This is a genomic window from Pseudomonas sp. AP3_22 TE3818 (assembly GCF_053628995.1).
Window position 1 is genome coordinate 5,089,578 of record NZ_JBRJHL010000001.1, and the last position, 21,598, is coordinate 5,111,175.

The following is a 21,598-nucleotide window of genomic DNA, read 5'->3' on the forward strand; positions in this document are numbered from 1 at the left end:
CTCAAATTCCCGATCGAGGTCACGATGAATCTGCACTTCGAAGAACTCACCGGCACCGACGGCGCGCGCATCGGCATCGCCAGCCTGGATGCCGAAAAATCCCTGAACGCCCTGTCCCTGCCGATGATCAACGCCCTGCGCGACCGCATGGAAACCTGGGCCAAGGACCCGCAGATCGTCTGCGTCCTGTTGCGCGGCAATGGCGCCAAGGCCTTTTGCGCCGGCGGTGAAGTACGCAGCCTGGTGGAAGCCTGTCGCGTCCATCCGGGTGAAGTACCGCCACTGGCTGCGCAGTTTTTTGCGGCGGAGTATCGCCTGGACTTCAAACTGCACACCTACCCCAAGCCGTTGATCTGCTGGGGGCATGGCTATGTGCTCGGCGGCGGCATGGGACTGTTGCAAGGAGCGAGCACCCGTATCGTCACGCCGAGCAGCCGCCTGGCCATGCCGGAGATCAGCATCGGCCTGTACCCGGATGTTGGCGCCAGTTGGTTCCTGTCACGCCTGCCCGGCAAGCTCGGGTTGTTCCTGGGCCTGACCGGCGCGCACATGAACGGCCGGGACGCCATCGATCTGGACCTGGCGGATCGTTTTATGCTCGATGAACAGCAGCCGGAGTTGATCGAAGGCCTGCTGCAATTGAACTGGCAGGAACAGACACCCATGCAGCTCAACAGCCTGCTCAAGGCCTTGCAGCAGGAAGCCGTGGCGCGGATGCCTGACGCCCAGTGGCTGCCGCGCCGTCGGCAGATCGACGAGCTACTGGATGTCAGCGATGTGCGTTGCGCCTGGAAGGCCGTCAGCGCCCTGCGCGACCACAGCGATCTGTTGCTCAGCCGCGCGGCCAGGACCCTGAGTGAAGGTGCGCCGCTGACCGCGCATCTGGTATGGGAGCAGATCATCCGGGCCCGGCACCTGTCGCTGGCCGAAGTCTTCCAGATGGAATACACCCTGAGCCTCAACTGCTGTCGTCATCCGGAATTCAGCGAAGGCGTACGTGCGCGATTGATCGACAAGGACCAGAAGCCGCACTGGCACTGGCCGGACATCAACAACGTGCCGGATGCGGTGGTCGAGGCGCATTTTCACAAGGCCTGGGAAGGTCGGCATCCGCTGGCGGATTTGTCCGAATACTGAAAACTGCACACAACACTGTGGGAGCGGGCTTGCTCGCGAAGGCGTCATTTCAGCAACATTGATGTTGACTGACACTCCGCCTTCGCGAGCAAGCCCGCTCCCACATTAGAACTGCGACGGGCTAGCGGTGACCGCCCCGTCCGTTGTGATCGCCACGCCCACCACGATTGCTGCGCCCATCGTGACCGCGATAGTCATTGTTCCAGCCTCCGCGGTTACGGCCGTCCCAGCCATGGTTCTGATGCGCGCGGTAGTCACCCCGCGACGGCTGATAATAACGAGGGGCCGACTGGTAATGGCGCGACGGTTGATACATCCGCGGTTGTGAGTAATAACGCGGTGTCGGCTGGTAATACCGCGCTGGAGGCATGTAGTACCGGGGCGGCGGTGTGTAGTAACCGCCACCATTGGAGTAGTAGGAACTCCCTCCGGCGTAATAGGTTGGCGATGGCGAGGTATAGACCTCGGAACTGTAGTAACTGCCTCCTTCATCGTAGTAAGGCACGCACCCACCCAGTGACAATCCCAATACAGCAAGCAGAAGAATTGGCCGCAGCATTTTTTGACAGAGCATGGCGGCCTCCTGGACCGCGGGTGAGCCACACCAGCGACGCTGGCAGGCGACAGTCAAATGTTCGCTGACTGTCGAAAGATCAGACACCGAATTCGGAATCTGGTGCGCTCCTGAAACAAGTAGAAACATCTGCCCGATGAAAGGTTTTTCATCTATTCACGCCCTGATTAACGGTGCCCACCGCGATATCCACCACCGTGATGTCCACCGCCGTAATACCCGTGGCCACGGTAGTAACCATGCCCACCGTAGTAATAGGAGCGATAACCACCGTAATAACGCGGACCGTAGTAACCGTAGTAATAGGGCGAGTAGTAACCGGGGTAGTAATAAGATCCCCCGTAGACGTCGGCAGGACCGTCGTAGTAGTAGCAGCCAGACAGTCCGAGACCGAGCACTGCCCCCAACAACAATCGACGTAACATGGCGGCCTCCGTAAAGACCTGTGACAGCAGTCGGCACACACCGACTGACATCTGTTTTGACTGGCAATCCCCTGCCAAGTGCGATGTTGCACCCACCTTCTGATCAGCGGCGGACAGGGTCCAATGCGGTGCACCCGCGCACCATCACAAGGCAGTGCGCCCCTCCCATCAACACCGTCGACCTCCCTGTCCCCCACGCTAGAGCGCTCGGGCCAACTTGGCACGCCTCTCGCTTTAACAACCCCGTGCAGGAGTCACTACAGGTTCGCGGCACCACAATTTGCAAATGGCTGACTAGGGTTCCGGCTCGCAATCGCGAGTGACTGGTCCGAGAGTTGGCGACCTCCAGTTGAGGTTACACGGCGGGACAAAAGCCCGGGAGACAAGCCACCGTTAGCGGTGCCGCTGCCGTCCTGTGCGTCCTTGATCAACTGGAGAACCACCATGTCCCAGCTTCGTTTACCCGCCTTGCTCGCCGCTGCGTTCGCCGCCCTCGTGAGCCTCTCGTCCCAGGCTGCCCAGAAAGACCACTTCAGCGTGTGCTGGACCATTTACGCCGGCTGGATGCCGTGGGAGTACGCCGGCAGCCAGGGCATCGTCGACAAATGGGCGAAAAAGTACGGCATCCAGATCGATGTGGTGCAGCTCAATGACTATGTCGAATCGATCAACCAGTACACCGCCGGCCAGTTCGACGGCTGCACCATGACCAACATGGACGCGCTGACCATTCCGGCCGCCGGCGGCGTCGACAGCACCGCGCTGATCGTCAGCGATTTCTCCAACGGCAACGACGGCATCGTGCTCAAGGGCGAAGGCAAGAAGGTCGCCGACCTCAAGGGCATGGACGTCAACCTGGTGGAGCTCTCGGTCTCCCATTACCTGCTGGCCCGGGCCCTGGACTCGGTGGACCTCACCGAGAAAGACCTGAAAGTGGTCAACACCTCCGACGCCGACATCTCGGCCGCCTTCAACACCGAACAGGTCAGCGCCGTCACCACCTGGAACCCGATGCTCTCGGACATCAAGGCCAAGCCCGCGGTGACTGAAGTGTTCAACTCCAGCCAGATCCCCGGCGAAATCATGGACATGATGGTGGTCAACTCCGAGACCCTCAAAGACAACCCGGCCTTGGGCAAAGCTCTGACCGGCGCGTGGTTCGAAGTGGTCGAGCTGATGAACGCGAAAAACGCCGCCGGCAAAACCGCACTTGAACACATGGCCAAAGCCTCGGGCACCGATCTGGCCGGTTTCCAGGCGCAACTGGACACCACCAAGTTGTTCGCCACGCCCAAGGAAGCCCTGGCATTCAGCACCAGCAAGCAACTGCCGGATACCATGCGCAAAGTCGCCGAGTTCTCCTTCCAGCACGGCTTGCTGGGTGAAGGCGCCAAGGACACCAGCGCGGTCGGCATGGCCTTCGCCAACGGTGTGACCAGCGGCGACAAAGGCAACCTCAAGCTGCGTTTCGACCCGAGCTACGTGCAGTTGGCTGCCGACGCCAAGTTGTAAACAGAGGACTTGGCCATGCGCCTGATCAACCGTCACCCGGACCGCCCGAGTCGCCTGTTGTTGGTGATCCTGCCGTTCGCCCTGGTGCTGTTCGCCTACTTCATGGGCTCGGCCGAGCGGCTGACGGACAACCCCAACGACAAGCTGCTGCCCAGCGCCGTGCAGATGACCGATGCGGTGAAACGCCTGGCCTTCGTGGCCGATACCCGCACCGGCGACTACCTGCTCTGGCAGGACACGGCCTCCAGCCTGCAACGTCTGGCCATCGGCCTGGGCATCAGCGCCCTGGCCGGGCTGTGCCTGGGCATCGCCGCCGGCACCCTGCCGCTGTTCGGTGCGCCGTTGTCACCCCTGCTGACCGTGCTGTCGATGGTGCCGCCGCTGGCGATCCTGCCGATCCTGTTCATCGTCTTCGGCCTGGGGGAATTGTCGAAAGTGATGCTGATCGTCATCGGTATCACCCCGGCGCTGGCCCGGGACCTGGAACAGCGTGCCCGGGAAATTCCCGTGGAACTGCTGATCAAGGCCCAGACCCTCGGCGCCTCCACCTGGACCCTGATGCTGCGGGTGGTGCTGCCGCAGTTGCTGCCGCGCCTGCTTATCTCGCTGCGCTTGATGCTCGGCTCGGCATGGCTGTTCCTGATCGCCGCCGAAGCCATTGCCTCCACTGATGGCCTCGGCTACCGGATCTTCCTGGTGCGTCGCTACCTGGCGATGGACGTGATCTTGCCCTACGTGGTGTGGATCACCCTGCTCGCCTGGCTGATGGATTGGGGCCTAAAACGCCTGACCCGGCGTGCGTTCCCCTGGTATGAGGGGGCCGCCAAATGAGCTTCATCACCGTTAAAAACGTCTGGCAGCAATACGCCGATCAGGTGGTGCTTGAAGGCCTCAACCTGAACGTCAACGAGGGTGAGTTCTGCACACTGGTGGGTGCGTCCGGCTGCGGCAAATCGACCTTCCTGCGCCTGTTGCTCGGTCAGGAACGCGCCAGTCGCGGCGAGATCCTGCTCGACGGCCAGCCCTTGGCCGGTGAACCGGATGCCAGCCGTGGCGTGGTGTTCCAGCGCTACTCGGTGTTCCCGCACCTGAGCGTGCTGGACAACGTCGCCCTCGGCCTCGAGCTGCCGCGTTCGCCCTTGCTCGGGCGCCTGTTCGGCAGTGCGAAAAAAGAGGCCCGCGAACAGGCCTCGGTGCTGTTGCACAAGGTCGGCCTCGGCCATTCACTGGACAAGTACCCGGCGCAGCTCTCCGGCGGCATGCAACAACGGCTGGCCATCGCCCAGGCGCTGATCATGAAGCCGCGGGTGTTGCTGCTCGACGAACCCTTCGGCGCCCTCGATCCGGGCATCCGCAAAGACATGCACGCCTTGCTCCTGGAGCTGTGGCGCGAGACCCGACTGACGGTGTTCATGGTCACCCACGACCTGTCCGAAGGTTTCAGCCTCGGCACCCGCCTGCTGGTGTTCGACAAGGTCCGTCTCGACCCGCATGCGCCCGGTCGCTATGGCGCGCGTATCACCTACGACATCCCTTTGAACAGCGACCGCCGCGCCCTGGGCAAAGCCGTCGACGCCCTGCCGCTGCCGGTGGCGGGCACGCTTCGTATCGCTTAGAGGATTTTTCACAATGACTGATTCGACCCAATTGTTCCCGCCCTTCGCCGAAGAAATGCTCCCCGGCGGCGGCCATCGTTCCTTCGTGCTCAAGCGCGGCCAATTGCTGCGCCTGACCGACCTGCGCGGCGGCGCCAACGTCAGCCTGACACTGCTCAATGCCAATGAAAAAACCGAGCGCCTGAACCTGCCCGACAGCCTCAAATGCCAACACACCGCCAAGCTCACCGCCGGCCACTGCCTGTACTCGGACATGGGCCGCGTGCTGGCCGCCATCACCGCCGACACCTGCGGCTGGAGCGACAGCCTGGGCGGCGTGCTCTGCGCCGAAGAAGTGGCAGAAAAGTACGGTGCGGGCCGCTACCAGGAACTGCGCAACGGCTTCTTCCGCAACGGCACCGACAACCTGCTGGTGGAACTGGGCAAGTGGGGACTGGGCCTGTCCGACCTGCTGATGACGCTCAACCTGTTCAGCCGCGTGAACGTCGATGACGCCGGGCGCTTCCATTTCGTCGAGGGCAATTCCAAGGCTGGCGACTACATCGAGTTGTACGCACCGATGGACACCCTGGTGGTGCTCACCGCCCTGCAGCATCCGATGGACCCGTCGCCGGAATACGCGCCGAAACCACTGAAGCTCAGCTGGATGAACGCCGACACCAGCGTCGCCGAACACTGCCGCACCTCGCGCCCGGAAAACGAGCGCGGCTTCATCAATACCGACCGTCTGTTCGCCTGAGGATCGCTGCCATGTCACTCGCAATCGCTACCGCTGCCGTTCACACAAGCAGGCAACCAGACACCGCGATCTACCGCGCCACCATCCCCGCCGGCGAACCCTGGCTGATGGAGGTCAAGGCCGGCCAGACACTGCGCATCCTCGACCTTGAGGGCAATCAGGCCGTCGACACCTTGTTCTACAGCGTCGCCAATCCCAAGGAACGCTACGACGTGCAGCGCACACTGCGCCGGCAGAACAGCGTGTACCTGAGCACCGGCAGCGTGCTGTTTTCCAACCTCGGCAAACCGATGCTGACCATCGTCGCCGACACTTGCGGGCGCCACGACACCCTCGGCGGCGCCTGTGCGCAAGAGAGCAACACCGTGCGCTACGCCCTGGAGAAGCGCTACATGCACAGCTGCCGCGACAACTACCTGCGGGCCTGTGTCCACGACGGACGCCTGGGCAAGGGCGACATCGGGCCGAACATCAACTTCTTCATGAACGTGCCGGTCACCGCTGACGGCGGCTTGACGTTCGAAGACGGGATTTCCGCGCCGGGCAAATACGTCGACCTGCGCGCCGAAATGGACGTGATCGTGCTGATCTCCAACTGCCCGCAACTGAACAACCCGTGCAACGCCTACAACCCCACCCCTGCGGAGCTGCTGGTATGGAACTGAAACTCGCGCGCTTGCGCCGTTGGCTGTTCACCTTGTGCCAGGCCCGTTCAGGCCAGTGCCTCAAACAGTAAAAACCACCACCACCCCTTGTAGGAGCGAGCTTGCTCGCGAAAAACCCAAGAGCGCCGCTGGGCATCTGATTTTACGCGTAATCGTTCACGACCATCGCGAGCAAGCTCGCTCCTACAAGGGGCCAATGGTGTTTTGGAACGAATTGATTCTGCCGTCGGGGACGACCCCGGCGCCTGTCGAAAAACTGCGGGACGGCCCGCATCCCAGTCGAGGCTGATGCGCAATCGCCTCCGGGGGTTATGCCATGTTCGAAAAAGTCCTGATTGCCAACCGTGGCGCCATTGCCTGCCGCATCCTGCGAACCTTGCGTGACCTGCACGTACAGGGTGTCGCCGTTTACTCCGAAGCCGACGCCGCCAGCCTGCACATCCTGCAGGCCGACGAGGCGCACAGCCTCGGTGAAGGCGCCGCCGCCGGCACGTACCTGGCGGTCGATAAAATCCTCGCCATCGCCAAATCCAGCGGTGCCACCGCGGTCCATCCCGGTTACGGCTTCCTCTCGGAAAACGCCACATTCGCCGAAGCCTGCGAAACCGCCGGCATCGCCTTCATCGGCCCGACACCGGAACAACTGCGGGTGTTCGGCCTCAAGCACACCGCCCGTGCCCTGGCCAGGCAACAGAGTGTGCCCATGCTTGAAGGCACCGAGTTGCTCGAGAGCCTCGACACAGCACTGATCGCCGGTGAACAGGTCGGCTACCCGGTGATGCTCAAGAGCACAGCCGGCGGTGGCGGCATCGGCATGCGCGTGTGCCGCAGCGCGGCCGAGTTGAGCGAATCCTTCGAAGCGGTCAAACGCCTGGGCCAGAACAATTTCAGCGACGCCGGGGTGTTCATCGAGAAGTACATCCAGCGTGCCCGTCACCTGGAAGTGCAGGTGTTCGGTGACGGTCGCGGCGAAGTGATCGCCCTTGGCGTACGCGACTGTTCGGTGCAGCGTCGCAACCAGAAAGTCCTCGAGGAAACCCCGGCACCGAACCTGCCCGAGGGCATGGCCGATGAACTGTGCGTGGCGGCGGTCAAACTGGCCAAAGCGGTGAACTACCGCAGCGCCGGCACCGTGGAGTTCGTCTTCGACAGCGATGCCCGGCGTTTCTATTTCCTGGAAGTGAACACCCGTTTGCAGGTGGAACACGGCGTCACCGAACAGGTGTGGGGCGTCGACCTGGTGCGCTGGATGGTGCAACTGGCGGCCGGTGAGCTGCCGCCACTGAGCGATCTGGTGCAGGGTTTGAAACCGCAGGGTCATGCGATTCAGGCGCGGTTGTATGCCGAGGATCCGGGGCGGGATTTCCAGCCAAGCCCCGGTTTGCTCACGGCGGTGAATTTCCCTGACGCCGATGGCAAACACCTACGCATAGACACCTGGGTCGAAGCGGGCTGCGAGATCCCGCCCTACTTCGACCCGATGATCGCCAAAGTCATCAGCTGGGCGCCGACGCGCGAAGAGGCTACTGAGAATCTGCATCAGGCACTGGACGCCAGCTTGCTCTATGGCGTGGAAACCAACCGCGATTACCTGCGGCAGATCCTGCTGGATGCGCCTTTCGCCAGCGGCCAGCCGTGGACCCGTTGCCTGGAAGGCCTGGTCTATCAGGCCAACACCCTTGAAGTGCTGAGCGCCGGTACGCAAACCAGTGTTCAGGATTATCCGGGGCGCCTCGGTTACTGGGCGGTCGGCGTGCCGCCTTCAGGACCGATGGACAGTCGGGCGCTGCGCCTGGGTAACCGTTTGCTGGGCAATGACGAAGGCGCGGCGGCGCTGGAAATCACCATGAGCGGGCCGTTGCTGCGCTTCAATTGCGAGGCGGTGGTGGCGGTGACCGGGGCGGTGATTCCATTGCTGCTCGACGGTCAAAGCGTGCCGATGAACACTGCGCTGGTGGTTCCGGCAGGCGCCAGCTTGAGCCTCGGCACCATCGCCGGCGCTGGCGCGCGCAGTTATCTGTGTCTGCGTGGCGGCCTGCAGGTACCGGAGTATCTGGGCAGCAAAAGCACCTTCACCCTGGGGCAATTTGGCGGACACGGTGGTCGCGCCTTGCGGGCCGGCGACGTGTTGCACCTGCCAGCGCTGAATAACCGCAGCGCCGGTCAGCAACTGGCTGAAGAGCAGGTCACCGAGTTGCCGGCGGTTCGGCAGATTCGCGTGATCTACGGGCCCCACGGTGCGCCGGAATACTTCACCGAAAACTACATCGGCACCTTCTTCGCCACCCAGTGGGAAGTGCATTTCAACTCCAGCCGCACCGGTGTGCGCCTGATCGGGCCGAAGCCGGAATGGGTGCGGGCCGACGGTGGGGAGGCGGGTTTGCATCCGTCGAACATTCACGACAATCCGTATGCGATTGGTGCGGTGGATTTCACCGGTGACATGCCGGTCATCCTCGGCCCGGATGGCCCTAGCCTTGGCGGGTTCGTGTGCCCGGTGACGGTGATCGAGGCAGATCTTTGGCAGTTGGGGCAATTGAAGGCCGGGGACAAAGTGCAATTCATCCCGGTCGACATCAAGACCGCCCGCGATCTCGCCCGCAAATGGGATACCTGTGGGAGCTGGCTTGCCAGCGATGGGGCCCGATCAGACACCGCATCAACTTCATCGCTGGCAAGCCAGCTCCTACAGGGGGTTGTGTCGCCTGTGGTGCTGGATATCGGTCAGGGAGATACGCGGCTGGTTGCACGGCTGTCGGGTGACACACATCTGCTCCTTGAAATCGGCGCCCCCGAACTCGACCTGGTCCTGCGCTTCCGCGCCCACGCCCTCATGCAAGCGCTGGAAAGCCAACACCTGCACGGCGTGATCGACCTGACGCCAGGCATCCGCTCACTGCAAGTCCACTATCAACCCGAACAACTGCCACTGGCCGACCTGCTCGGCATCATCGCCGGCGAATGGGACGCGGTGTGCGCCGCCAAAGACCTGCAAGTGCCCTCGCGTATCGTCCATCTGCCACTGTCCTGGGATGATCCCGCGTGCCAGTTGGCCATCGAAAAATACATGACCACGGTGCGCAAGGACGCGCCCTGGTGCCCGAGCAACCTGGAGTTCATCCGCCGCATCAACGACCTGCCGAACCTCGATGAAGTGCAACGCACGGTGTTCGACGCCAGTTACCTGGTGATGGGCCTGGGCGACGTTTACCTCGGCGCGCCGGTCGCCACCCCGCTCGATCCGCGCCATCGCCTGGTGACCACCAAGTACAACCCGGCGCGCACCTGGACCGCGGAGAACTCGGTGGGCATCGGTGGCGCCTACATGTGCGTCTACGGCATGGAAGGTCCCGGCGGTTATCAGTTTGTCGGGCGCACGTTACAGATGTGGAACCGCTACCGCGAAGTCGCCGCGTTCGATGGCAAGCCATGGTTGCTGCGGTTTTTCGACCAGATCCGTTTCTACCCGGTCAGCGCCGAAGAACTGTTGCGTATTCGCCAGGATTTCCCCCTCGGGCGTTTCAACCTGAACATCGAACACAGTCAGTTGAACCTGGCCGATTACCAGGCGTTTCTGACGCAGGAAGCCGAGACCATCGGCGCGTTTCGCGAGCAGCAAAAAGGCGCGTTCAATGCCGAGCGTGAACGCTGGATCGCCAGCGGCCAGGCGCATTTCGACAGTGAGGAACCGGCCCCGGAGACGACCGAAGAGGCGCCGCTGGCCAGCGGTCAACAGAGCATCGACAGCCACATCGCCGGCAACCTCTGGCAGGTTCAGGTCGAGGCCGGCAAGCGCGTCGCGGCCGGTGATGTGCTGGTGATCCTGGAGTCGATGAAGATGGAAATCCCCCTGCTCGCCCCCATGGCCGGCGTGGTGCGCGAGGTGCGCGTGCAACCGGGTTCGGCGGTGCGCGCCGGACAGCGCGTCGTGGTGCTGGAACTCGACTGAACCCATTTTGAAAAGGACGCATGCCATGAATATCAATCTGCAACTCGACGCCCTGCGCAGCGCCTACCGCGACGGCAGCCTCACCCCCCGGCAATTGCTGACGAACCTGCGGGACAAAGCCGCCGCGCTGAATCCGGACTATCACCTGTTCATCCACTTGCTCAGCGCCGATGAACTGGAGCCGTACCTCGCCGCCCTCGACGGTCGCGACCTCGACAGCCTTCCGCTGTACGGCGTGCCATTCGCGATCAAGGACAACATCGATCTGGCGGGCATTCCGACCACGGCGGCGTGTCCGGCATTTGCCTACGTGCCGGAGCGTTCCGCGACCATCGTCGAACAGCTGCTGGCCCTGGGTGCGATTCCGTTGGGCAAGACCAATCTCGACCAGTTCGCCACCGGGCTCAACGGCAGCCGCTCACCCTATGGTGTGTGCCCCAACAGCGTGTTGCCGGAGTATCCGTCGGGCGGCTCCAGCGCCGGTTCGTCGCTGGCCGTGGCGCTCGGGGTCGCGAGCTTTTCCCTGGGGACCGACACCGCCGGCTCCGGGCGCGTGCCGGCGGCGTTGAACAACCTGGTCGGCATGAAAGCCACCAAGGGCCTGATCTCGACGGCCGGCGTGGTACCGGCCTGTCGTACGCTCGATTGCGTCACTACGTTCACCGCCACGGCGCGGGAGGCCAGCCGGTTGCTGGCGCTCACCGCACGCCTCGACCCACGGGACGAATACAGCCGCTGCAACCCGCTGTGGAACGACGGCTCTGCGTTCGGCACACCACAGCCGTTCCGGTTCGGCGTGCCACGTGCGCAAGACCTGCAATTCTTTGGCTGCCCTGAAGGCCCGCTATTGTTCGGTGATGCCATCGACCGTCTCAAGGCCTTGGGCGGCGAAGCGGTGGAGCTTGATCTATCGCCGTTTCTGGAGGCCGCATGTTTGCTCTATGAAGGCCCGTGGGTGGCCGAGCGCTACAGCGTGGCCGGGGAGTTGATGGCACAAAACCCCGAAGCCGTGTTGCCGGTGATTCGCGCTGTATTGGCCAAGGCACCCGCCGTCGACGGCGTGCAGACCTTCCGCGCCCAATACCGGCTACAGGCACTCAAGGCCCTGTGCGATGCAGCGCTGGAAGGCCTCGACTGTGTCGTCACGCCCACCATTGGCCGGTCGGTGTCGCTGGCAGAACTCAAGGCCGAACCGGTGCTGCGCAATTCGGAGCTTGGCTACTACACCAACTTCATGAACCTGCTCGACTACGCCGCCGTCGCCGTGCCCAGCGCGTTCATGGACAACGGCCTGCCATGGGGCGTGACATTGTTTGGTCGTGCCTTCACCGATCAGTACCTGTTGAGCGTGGCGGATGCCTTGCAGCGCCAGCAAGGCCTGGCCGCTCCCGCACCGGCACCGTTTGCCCGCCATGATCGGGCCCGGCTGGTGGTCTGCGGTGCGCATCTGGACGGGCTGGCGTTGAACTGGCAGCTCAAGCAGCGCGGCGCCCGGTTGCTGGAAACGACCTTCAGCTCGCCGGATTATCAACTCTATGCCCTGCCCGGCGGCCCGCCGTTGCGCCCAGGCATGGTCCGCGTGAAGGATGGCGGCGTGGCGATTGCGGTGGAAGTCTGGGAGTTGCCCAGCCGAGAACTGGGCTCGTTCCTGACCGGGATTCCGGCACCGCTGGGATTGGGCAAGGTGCAACTGGCGGATGGTCGCTGGGAGAGCGGGTTTATCTGCGAGGCGTATGGACTGGAGGGTGCGGTGAACATCAGTCATTTCGGCGGCTGGCGGATGTACCTCGCGCAATGATCGCTGGCAAGCCAGCTCCTACAGAACACACGCACTGTAGGAGCCGGCTTGCCGGCGATGACGCCAGCACATTCACGATGGATGTGACTGACAGACTGCTATCGCGAGCAAGCTCGCTCCCACCCTGTACTGTGCAACCTCTGTGGAACGCAGGAACGACCATTCGCAGCGCACATGGAGCAGTTATTTCCCGGCAGTACCCTTAGAATGCTTGCCATCGGATGACTGCCAATGGAACTGCCATGCCGCTTCGCTCGCCGCTGTACTCTCAACGCTCGTTGGTGCTCACGCTGGTCGCATTGCTGGGCGCAGGCTTCCTCGCCACCTCCTTTCTCAGTTACTACGCCTCCCGGGCCTCGATCCGCGACAACATCGTCAACACCGAACTGCCGCTGACCTCGGACACGGTCTACTCGGAAATCCAGAAAGACCTGGTCAGGCCGATCCTGATCTCCTCGATGATGGCCCGCGACACCTTCATGCGCGACTGGGTGGTCAATGGTGAAAAGGATTCCGAGCAAATGACCCGTTACCTCAACGAGGTCATGACCCACTACGGCGCCTACACCGCGTTCTTCGTCTCCAACACCAGCCTGACCTACTACCACGCCAAGGGTGTGCTCAAGCAGGTCAAGACCACCGAGCCCCGCGACGCCTGGTATTTCCGCGTGCGGGACATGAAGGATCCGTACGAGATCAACGTCGACCCGGACCTCGCCAACAAGGACAACCTGACCTTTTTCATCAACTACAAGGTCCACGACTACAACGACCGGTTCATCGGCGCGGCCGGGGTTGGCCTGACCGTCGACGCCGTGATCAAGCTGATCGACAAGTACCAGCAGCGTTATCAGCGCAGCGTGTATTTCGTCGACAACTTCGGACGCCTGGTGCTGACAGGCGCCGAAGGCGGTCCGCAGGGTGCGCGCATCGGGCAGAAACTCGGTGAGCTGGACAGCATGAAGGACCTGGTCAGTCGGCTGCCCAAACCCCACAGCGGTAGCTACGAATATTCCGTGCAGGGCCAGGGACATTTCCTCAATGTGCGGTTCATCCCGGAACTGAACTGGTACCTGTTCGTCGACAAACGCGAGGACAGCGCCCTGGGTGAAATCCGCCAGTCGCTGTACCTCAACCTGCTGATCTGCCTGCTGGTCACGCTGATCGTGCTGGCTCTGCTCAACCAGGTCATCAAGCGCTTTCAGGACAAGATCCAGGCCCAGGCCACCCTCGACAGCCTGACCGAACTGCCCAACCGTCGCGGCTTCGACCTGCTGGCCGTGCAGGCCATGCAAGAAGCCCGGCGCGAGCCCAAACCGCTGACCGCCTTGCTGCTGGACCTCGACCACTTCAAGGCCTTGAACGACACCTACGGCCACCTGGCCGGCGATCAGGTGCTGATCGGTTTCGCCCGGGATCTGGACAGTTGCCTGCGGCACTCCGATATCGTCTGCCGCTGGGGCGGTGAAGAGTTCATCGTGCTGCTCAAGGACACCGACGGCAAGACCGGCCTGAAGATTGCCGAGAAAATTCGTCAGCACGTGGAACAACAGCGCTATGCCTATAACGGTCAGGCCCTGCAGGTGACCGTGAGCATCGGCCTGACCACCCTGCAGCCCGATGACACCTTGCACAGCCTGCTGTCACGGGCGGATCATGCGATGTACCGGGCCAAGCAAAGTGGCCGTAACCGAACCTGCGTGGAAATGGCTCACTCCATCCATGAACCAGCCTGACCTCTGCCCCGCCTGCGGCGCACCCAACGACTGCACCCTGGCCGACCCGCGAACCGCCGACCGCGCCTGCTGGTGCTACGGCGTCAGCATCGACCCGGCCGTGCTCCAGGCGCTGCCGGCGCAACTGCGCAACGCCTCGTGCCTGTGCCCGCGCTGCGCCGAGGTCGAGGCGCAGTTGCAGGCAGCGTCCGAATCGATCAAGTAAGATGCGCGGCCCTTTCTTCACTGATCCTTAAGTCATGCGTGTCGACCGATTCCTCAGCAACCTGCCGTGCTTCAACCGTAAGCAGGTGCGCCTGTTGCTGGTGGAAAAACGCGTCAGGATCGACGGAAAAGTCGTCTGCGACCCGCACAGTGAAGTCCGCGAGTTCAGCCGCGTCGAAGTCGACAGCGACGTGCTGCAAGTCGGCAAACCCCTGCGCCATTTCATGCTGCACAAACCCGCCGGATGCGTCAGCGCCACCCGGGATCCGCAGCACCCGACCGTGCTCGATTTGATCCACGAGCCGGACAAGGACGAGCTGCACATCGCCGGACGCCTGGACTTCAACACCACCGGCCTGATGCTGATCACCAACGACGGCAGCTGGTCGCGGCGCCTGACCCAACCGCAGACCAAACTGCCCAAGGTCTATTACGTCGAAACCGAACAGGACATCAGCCCTGAATACGCGATCAAGTTCAGCGAAGGGCTGTACTTCGCCTTCGAAGACCTCACCACGCAACCCGCCGGGCTGGAACTGCTCGGGCCGAAAAGCGCACGCCTGAGCATCGTCGAAGGCCGCTATCACCAGGTCAAGCGCATGTTCGGCCACTTCAACAACAAAGTGCTGCGCCTGCACCGCGAGCGCATGGGCCCGCTGGTGCTCGACGACAGGTTGAAACCGGGCGAATACCGCCCACTGAGCGATGAAGAGATCGGATTGATCTAAGCAGGCGACCGCTGAGCAGAAGTTGTCGAACAATTTACCAATGGCACTTGCGCGATGACGTGACCCCTGCTTGAATCAGGACGTCGGCCGAAATGTGACCGATGAGTCACCCCATACTTCTAAGAAACTTTTTGCCGGTAGGAACCCAAGGGTTCCGGCCTCACCCGGCAGACTGCCCGCCAATAACAATACCCGTCGACCGGACTGCATTGGATCGACATGGGCCTCTCAAATTCCAGGCGTATGCCTACCTGTCACAAAGCTCGTGCAATCTCTATTGCGCGCATACCCGCTTGCCAGGAGTCTTATGACATGAGGCCAGAAATCGCTGTGTTGGATATACAGGGTCAGTATCGGGTTTACACGGAGTTCTATCGCGCAGACGCCGCAGAGAAGACCATTATCCTGGTCAACGGCTCGATGGCCACGACTGCGTCGTTTGCACAAACCGTGAAAAACCTCCATCCGCAGTTCAACGTCGTCTGCTACGACCAGCCCTACGCGGGCCGGTCAAAAGCCCACAACCTGCACGAGAAATTGCTGACCAAGGAAGTCGAGGGGCAGATCCTGCTGGAACTGATCGACCACTTCGCCGCCGAACACGTGCTGTCGTTTTCCTGGGGTGGCGCCGCGACTCTGGTCGCCTTGGCCCAACGGCCACGACGCATCGAAAAAGCCGTGATCAGCTCATTCTCCCCGGAGATCAACGCGCACATGCTCGACTACCTCGAGCGCGGAGTCGATTACCTCGGCAGCCGGGATGGCGACCGGGTCGGCAACCTGGTGAACAGCACCATCGGCAAACACCTGCCGACCCTGTTCAAGCGCTTCAACTATCGGCACGTCAGCAGCCTGGCCGATCATGAATACGGGCAGATGCACTTCCACATCAGCGACCTGCTGCACAGTGATCGCCAATGCTTTTTCAAAGCGGCGGAAAAAATCAACGTGCCGGTGCTGTTCATGAACGGCGAATGGGACGAATACACCGCCGCCGATGGCGCTCGGTTGTTCGCCAACCACGTGCAACACGCCACCTTCACGACCCTTCAGGCCACCGGCCACTTTCTCGACATGGAGCACAAAGCCGCCTGCCGAGACAGCCGCAACGCACTGATGGGATTCCTGAAACCGGCCCAACACGATAGCCGACCGCGTTACCACTACGTCCAGGACCACCATGCATTGGCACTCTGAAACAGAGTCATCGCGAGCAAGCCCCGCCCTGTTGAATCAAACGTATTCTGCAGACGCGAGGCTTGCCCGCGATCGACCGTCATGCGGTCCATGCATCGTTTCACCTGCGCTAAAGCCATCTGGGGCAAAGAAAAACTTCAAATCCTCGCGCGTATCTGGTACAAAGTCAGCCGCTCTGAGCGGGTGTCGTATAATGGCATTACTCCAGCTTCCCAAGCTGATAACGAGGGTTCGATTCCCTTCACCCGCTCCACTATTTTCAAAGCTTCCAGCAGCGCCTGTACGCGTCAACGAGCTGAGGGATACATTGGGGGGACGTTCAGTCTCACCCTCAAGCGGCAGACCCAATCCTCCCCTCGCCATACCCGCCACGCCACTTCATGCTGCCCCCGCCGAAAAACGATCTGACCGGTTTAAAGTGCATCAAAATCAAACGCTGGAACATACCCTGTGCCGAGCAGGTATGGACATTTCGACGTCACAAAATCATTGCTAAGCAAATCATCCGAACTCCTATATTCACTCGTGAGAACACCAGTAAAATTTAAAAGCGTATGCGGCAAGGACGAAATGCTAACTCTTTGATTCTCCCTCTCCTTCAACTTTGAAAGCTTGAGCGCTTGCTGGCCTGAAATATTATCGGATGCCCAGACAAACGCCGAAACCGGCAGATCATACTTATTGCCAATCCCATGCCCCAACAACCCTCGACTATCATCCATGATATTTTCGCCATGATCCGATGAATAAACCAATATCGATGGTTTTTTGCTCAATTTCAACTGTTCAATAATTGAGCTTAACAACCAGTCCGTATACAAGATGGTATTATCATATTCCGCGGTCATTTTATCTTTTGCGCTATTGGTTGACGGCTTGAATTTTTTAAAATCATCTGGATACCGGCGCGAGTAATCGAAATGACTGCCCTTGATATGGATAAATATGGCTTGTTTTTGCGCACTGCCTTTGTTTAATATTTTTATATATTCCGGCATCAATGCTCCGTCATAGCTCCTTTCAAAATATTGCCAATTTTGAGCCTCTGCTGCTATTTGCGGAATGATTCCGCCGAAACTATCGACTTCCTGCACTGACAACCAATAGGTCATGTAACCGGCTGCGCGATATATACCCACCAAGGATTTTTTTGACGCAATGGCATTCCAATCCGATATGGGCTCAAGGCTGAGCATTGAGGGTACTGCGACCGACGTATAGGGGGCTGTCGTACACATGCGATTGAACTTGTAAATCCCTGCCAGCTTGTCAAGATTCGGGGTGGTCTGCTTGTCATATCCGTAGAGAGACCAATTTTGCGGCCGCGATGACTCACCGATTACAAAAACAACAGTTTCTATATTTGACTCATTCGAAACACTGGTTATTTTCACCTCCGATTCCTGGCGCTGCTTGATGAATTGCTCTGATTGCAAATACAGGTGAGCCGTGAGGCCTATTTGCGACAAGTACCCGATGGGGGTGCTTTGATCTTTTGCAACGAGATCCAGTACCGCATGTTTCCCGAAAGAATTGACCTTGACCGTTTTATAAAAATACGCGCCATACCCCAAAAGCAAAGCACTAATGGCCAAAACGAAAACACCCTTGTTTTTATATAACTCACGCTTATACAGGCCTGTGAGCCCTACCCCATAGCAAGCGACGAATATTATCAAAACGACGCTAAGCGGCCGCCAATAAGTCGACAAAAAATCGCTTGTCTCCTTGTAGTTATTCAAACCGATAGAAACATAGGCCGCCGTGAATCTCGAATTGAAATTCAGAACAAGGAATAGATCGACGGCCGCCAATAAATAGAACGGAAACAGAACGACGTGAGTTTTGAATTGATTGAACGAAGCAAATCGAATCGCCAAAAGCCACAACACTGAAATCGCAGCGGTATAGATGGCCAACAAATCAAATTTCGAGTATTGATGGTTTGTGATCAGTCTAACTATCAGCGGTGACAACAAAAACGCCCACAACACTAAATTCGGCCATTCCGCTTTAAATACTCTTATTGGATAATCGATGGCCTTTACCGATATTTTCATAGTTGAGCTGTTCTCGTCGGATACCCACCTGCTGCCCAAAGACTAGCTCAGTTGGCGTGTAGCGCCACGAGGCTCACCCTGCATTCGCAAAAGCGCGGAATCGACCCGCAAGGCCCGGCGCTCGTATAGTTTTCGTGGCCATCGGGGCTCGCAGGCATAGGGGCTCCCTTCATCCGAACCTTCCGCAAATTTTTTGTTCAGACGGCTTACCTGACATCCATCCATACGCAGAGTGCTCCTGCGCAGAAGCGACTACTATAAAACTTCCGTTAGCGTTTTTTTCTCTGGATGGGGATTTGTTAGCGAATTTCGGTACCCATTGGCCTTTTCATCTCCCTAGAAAAATTAACGTTTTCGCGTAGGATCAGGTATTCGTTAGCGTTTCTATCGTCCCAGTAAAGGATTTTGTTAATGCAGGTCGGTTTAAAGGCACTCGCAAACCAGTACGACATCGTTCTGGCACAGCCACTGCGCGTCGAGTCGACGATTGGCAAGACACGTGTCAGTCGCGAAAGCAGCGGGCATACGCAGAATCAGTACCCCCCCAGCTACCGGCCTGCTGACGATTTCTCAGGGCATTTCGAATTCGGCCTCAAGTACGAAGAGATCCATCTCGAATTCTTTGCTCGCTTGTTTGCAAAGACCGGACCCGAACCTGTCGAAGCCTGGTGTCGGCGAGAGCCTTTTGGCCAATATGCTCGCCGCACGGGGTTTCTCTACGAATGGCTGACAGGGCAAAGTCTGGATGTGCCAGACGTAACCAACGGTGGCTATGTCGATGCACTTTCTGCGCAGGACTACCTCACCCGTAGTGAACCACCACGAGTTCGACGTTGGCGAGTCAAAAACAACCTGCCCGGGACACCCGGTTTTTGCCCTTTGGTTCGTCGTACGACGGCAGTCAAAGAGGCTCTGCAATTCGATCTCGGCGCGGCGTTGAAGGAGTTGGATCGAACCTTTGGTGCCGGTATCTTGATGCGTACGGCCAGTTGGTTGACGTTCAAGGAGTCACGAGCCAGCTTTCTCATCGAAAAAGAGGCCGACCAGGCTGATCGCATCCAGCGTTTTGCGCATGTCATTGCCCAGCACTGCGGCCATATCGAAGCCCCATTAAGCAATGACAGCCTGCGCTCCCTGCAAGCCGGCATTCTGGGTCGAGATGCCATTGGGCTCGGCTTGCGGCGCTCCCCGGTATTTGTAGGTCAGGCCACAATGCGCGAGGACGTCGTGCATTACATTGCCCCGCACTTTGAAGAACTTGCCCCTCTACTGGAAGGCCTCAACGAGTTCGAGATCGCAACGCGGGGTGCCGAGTCAGTGGCACGCGCCGCAGTGCTAGCATTCGGCTTCGTGTACATCCATCCCATGCGTGACGGCAACGGCCGGATTCATCGCTTCCTGATCAACGACACCTTGATCAGGGACAAGGCAGTGCCCGACGGCGTGATCCTGCCCGTGTCGGCCACTATCACCAGTTCGATCGATTTCAGGGCAGGCTACGACCGTACGCTCGAGGTGTTTTCACGACCGTTTATGCGCCGTTACGCGGCAGCTTATCGATTTAGTGAACTCGTGACCTATGAGGACGGAACTCTCAGCAATTTCATCTTCGATGAATACGTAGACGCAAGCTTTGCCTGGCGCTACCCAGACCTGACCGAACACGTCTTGTACACCGCTCGCGTCGTCGAGCACACGATTCGTACGGAGATGGCGGATGAAGCACGCGTTTTAATGATCTTTCAGCGAGCGCAGGAACAACTCAAAGAAGTGCTCGAGATGGCGGATCAGGATGCCAACCGGATCATCCGTTCGATCAAGGAGAACGGCTGGGTGGTGTCCGGAAAGCTGAAGAAAGGCTATCCACCACTTGAAGATGACCGAATGGCGCAACGTGTTGTGGACGCGGTGCGCTCAGCGTTTGAGAGTTGAGTGACGGGAGATATGAATACACAAAAAGACCGGTCCGATGTGACCGGTTTTTTGTGCTCGACATTTGTACGGCGCGTTCACGGCAAAACCTCGAAATACACAAAATAGGTCATTGCAGGCTTGCCCAGGGCCTATGCCGCAGGGCCCTTCTAGACTCGATTCCTGTCGCTTAGTTCGCCAAGCCGAGGATGGCTTGGTGGTTATAGTGTTGATTACAAAATTTCAGTAGGTATAGTAACCACAAGCACACCACAGGGAGGTGATGTGAATAGCCGATTTTTGATAAGCCAACTCGTTGCGGACGGCTGGTATCTGGTGCGAATCAGAGGCAGCCATCACCACTTCAAGCATCCGACCAAGCCCGGGCTGGTGACGGTCCCTCACCCGAAGAAAGACCTGCTCAAGAAAACGGCCATCAGTATTTTGCAACAGGCGCTGCTCTAAGGAGCCCGACGCGCCAGCGTCCGCGGAGGACAATGAACATGCTGTACCCAATCGCTATTTCAATGGGTGACGAACAACACGCTTGGGGCGTGGAAGTCCCCGACATTCCGGGGTGCTTTTCCGCTGGGGAAGACCTGGATGACGCGATGGCCATGGCACGGGAAGCCATTGAAGGCCACTTCGAAATTCTGGCTGAAGATGGTTCGCCCATTCCCCCTGCCAACAAAGTGACCCTGCACGCAGCCAATCCAAAATACGCCGGGTGTGCATGGGCACTGGTGGACATCGACGTCACCAAATATCTGGGCAAGGCCCAGAAGCTGAACATCACGTTGCCGGGCTACCTGCTCAACCGGATTGATGAGTACGTACTGCATCACCCGGAAGAGAAAAGCCGTTCGGGTTTTCTGGCATCGGCAGCGCTCAAGGTGTTGCAGCAGAGCTGAAAACCTTGCTTTTGACATGAATAAACCGGTCCCAAGTGGCCGGTTTTTTGTGGGCGGGATTGGGCGAAGTACTCGCCAAAGTCAGAATGAAAGCCCGATTTTAAAAGGCATGCAGGCGATCAACGCCAGAAAAAGCAACGTCCTACACGACACTGGGAATTGTCCGTACACTTGCGCATTGCTGTGCCTTTGTCATGAGACCTATAGTCCGACCGCGCCCAAATGGCGTATCGGGTTTGGCGACTCGATGCCGTGGTACAGGAGCCTCCGAGAGTTTCTCGGAGCGCTTTTGAACGCAGTTGGCTACCTGTTTTTTGGTAGCTGTGCGTGGGAGACCTTCGGGTCTGCCGGTTTTACCATGGTCCGGTTCGCCAACCCGCGTACAGCTACCACCCTATTGTTTGGCGACGATTGAGTGGTGCGTCCTCCTCCAACA

General features: G+C 59.6%; 18 protein-coding genes, 1 tRNA gene and 1 riboswitch. Of the genes, 16 read left to right on the plus strand and 3 right to left on the minus strand.

The genetic code is table 11. The features are described 5' to 3' along the window. Positions 1 to 24 precede the first annotated feature (24 nt). Positions 25 to 1,137 carry an enoyl-CoA hydratase/isomerase family protein gene (locus tag AB7M25_RS23220; protein WP_429386504.1) on the plus strand — a complete coding sequence of 371 codons (1,113 nt, stop codon included), beginning with the start codon at positions 25 to 27 and terminating at the stop codon, positions 1,135 to 1,137. A 121-nt stretch (positions 1,138 to 1,258) separates the two neighbouring features. Here AB7M25_RS23220 and AB7M25_RS23225 read toward each other — a convergent pair whose 3' ends face one another. Beyond that, complete coding sequence (locus AB7M25_RS23225) at positions 1,259 to 1,711, minus strand: hypothetical protein (protein WP_429386506.1); 453 nt, start codon at positions 1,709 to 1,711, stop codon at positions 1,259 to 1,261. Between the two features lie 167 nt (positions 1,712 to 1,878). Beyond that, entirely contained in the window at positions 1,879 to 2,136 is a 258-nt protein-coding gene (locus AB7M25_RS23230; protein ID WP_104450549.1) for a hypothetical protein, read from the minus strand. A 283-nt stretch (positions 2,137 to 2,419) separates the two neighbouring features. Continuing rightward, positions 2,420 to 2,520, plus strand: a riboswitch (guanidine-I (ykkC/yxkD leader). Between the two features lie 60 nt (positions 2,521 to 2,580). On the opposite strand from AB7M25_RS23230, the gene AB7M25_RS23235 reads away from it, so the two are divergent. From AB7M25_RS23235 to AB7M25_RS23290, 12 genes are all read left to right on the plus strand, one after another. Next, positions 2,581 to 3,648, plus strand: a complete 1,068-nt coding sequence (locus AB7M25_RS23235; protein ID WP_454238033.1) for a putative urea ABC transporter substrate-binding protein — start codon at positions 2,581 to 2,583, stop codon at positions 3,646 to 3,648. 15 nt (positions 3,649 to 3,663) lie between these two features. Beyond that, on the plus strand, positions 3,664 to 4,479 hold the full coding sequence (locus AB7M25_RS23240) for an ABC transporter permease (protein ID WP_454238034.1): 816 nt from the start codon (positions 3,664 to 3,666) through the stop codon (positions 4,477 to 4,479). Beyond that, the gene (locus tag AB7M25_RS23245; protein ID WP_429395786.1) at positions 4,476 to 5,264 is read left to right on the plus strand and encodes an ABC transporter ATP-binding protein; all 789 of its coding nucleotides are present in this window, start codon (positions 4,476 to 4,478) and stop codon (positions 5,262 to 5,264) included. Before AB7M25_RS23240 ends, AB7M25_RS23245 begins: the two co-directional genes overlap by 4 nt. A gap of 13 nt (positions 5,265 to 5,277) precedes the next feature. After that, the gene (locus AB7M25_RS23250; RefSeq protein WP_454238035.1) at positions 5,278 to 6,003 is read left to right on the plus strand and encodes an urea amidolyase associated protein UAAP1; all 726 of its coding nucleotides are present in this window, start codon (positions 5,278 to 5,280) and stop codon (positions 6,001 to 6,003) included. An 11-nt stretch (positions 6,004 to 6,014) separates the two neighbouring features. After that, positions 6,015 to 6,668 carry an urea amidolyase associated protein UAAP2 gene (locus AB7M25_RS23255; RefSeq protein WP_454238036.1) on the plus strand — a complete coding sequence of 218 codons (654 nt, stop codon included), beginning with the start codon at positions 6,015 to 6,017 and terminating at the stop codon, positions 6,666 to 6,668. A gap of 316 nt (positions 6,669 to 6,984) precedes the next feature. Beyond that, on the plus strand, positions 6,985 to 10,617 hold the full coding sequence (gene uca, locus AB7M25_RS23260) for an urea carboxylase (protein ID WP_454238037.1): 3,633 nt from the start codon (positions 6,985 to 6,987) through the stop codon (positions 10,615 to 10,617). A 25-nt stretch (positions 10,618 to 10,642) separates the two neighbouring features. Then, positions 10,643 to 12,415, plus strand: a complete 1,773-nt coding sequence (gene atzF, locus AB7M25_RS23265) for an allophanate hydrolase (protein ID WP_429386519.1) — start codon at positions 10,643 to 10,645, stop codon at positions 12,413 to 12,415. A 242-nt stretch (positions 12,416 to 12,657) separates the two neighbouring features. After that, positions 12,658 to 14,151: a sensor domain-containing diguanylate cyclase gene (locus tag AB7M25_RS23270; RefSeq protein WP_454238038.1), complete on the plus strand. Its 1,494-nt coding sequence runs from the start codon at positions 12,658 to 12,660 to the stop codon at positions 14,149 to 14,151. Further along, positions 14,138 to 14,356 carry a cysteine-rich CWC family protein gene (locus AB7M25_RS23275; RefSeq protein ID WP_007979840.1) on the plus strand — a complete coding sequence of 73 codons (219 nt, stop codon included), beginning with the start codon at positions 14,138 to 14,140 and terminating at the stop codon, positions 14,354 to 14,356. The genes AB7M25_RS23270 and AB7M25_RS23275 overlap by 14 nt, the downstream gene beginning before the upstream one ends. Before the next feature lie 34 nt (positions 14,357 to 14,390). Beyond that, positions 14,391 to 15,083: a pseudouridine synthase gene (locus AB7M25_RS23280; protein ID WP_454238039.1), complete on the plus strand. Its 693-nt coding sequence runs from the start codon at positions 14,391 to 14,393 to the stop codon at positions 15,081 to 15,083. 312 nt (positions 15,084 to 15,395) lie between these two features. Next, positions 15,396 to 16,280, plus strand: coding sequence for an alpha/beta fold hydrolase (locus AB7M25_RS23285; protein WP_007979844.1), 885 nt, complete (start codon positions 15,396 to 15,398; stop codon positions 16,278 to 16,280). Between the two features lie 179 nt (positions 16,281 to 16,459). Next, positions 16,460 to 16,533: transfer RNA gene (locus tag AB7M25_RS23290), tRNA-Gly, on the plus strand. A gap of 160 nt (positions 16,534 to 16,693) precedes the next feature. On the opposite strand, the gene AB7M25_RS23295 is transcribed toward AB7M25_RS23290, so the two are convergent. After that, on the minus strand, positions 16,694 to 18,340 hold the full coding sequence (locus AB7M25_RS23295) for a phosphoethanolamine transferase (protein WP_454238040.1): 1,647 nt from the start codon (positions 18,338 to 18,340) through the stop codon (positions 16,694 to 16,696). Positions 18,341 to 18,751: 411 nt separating this feature from the next. Here AB7M25_RS23295 and AB7M25_RS23300 point away from each other — a divergent pair, with 411 nt between their 5' ends. The 3 genes from AB7M25_RS23300 to AB7M25_RS23310 all read left to right on the plus strand — a co-directional run bounded on the left by AB7M25_RS23300 (position 18,752) and on the right by AB7M25_RS23310 (position 21,162). Further along, the gene (locus AB7M25_RS23300; RefSeq protein ID WP_454238041.1) at positions 18,752 to 20,272 is read left to right on the plus strand and encodes a Fic family protein; all 1,521 of its coding nucleotides are present in this window, start codon (positions 18,752 to 18,754) and stop codon (positions 20,270 to 20,272) included. 264 nt (positions 20,273 to 20,536) lie between these two features. Beyond that, positions 20,537 to 20,716 (plus strand): type II toxin-antitoxin system HicA family toxin, encoded by a 180-nt coding sequence (locus tag AB7M25_RS23305; protein ID WP_077184214.1) that lies wholly within the window; start codon positions 20,537 to 20,539, stop codon positions 20,714 to 20,716. Positions 20,717 to 20,754: 38 nt separating this feature from the next. Continuing rightward, a complete protein-coding gene (locus tag AB7M25_RS23310; RefSeq protein WP_007984688.1) occupies positions 20,755 to 21,162 on the plus strand; it encodes a type II toxin-antitoxin system HicB family antitoxin in 408 nt (135 codons plus the stop codon). Positions 21,163 to 21,598: the final 436 nt, after the last annotated feature.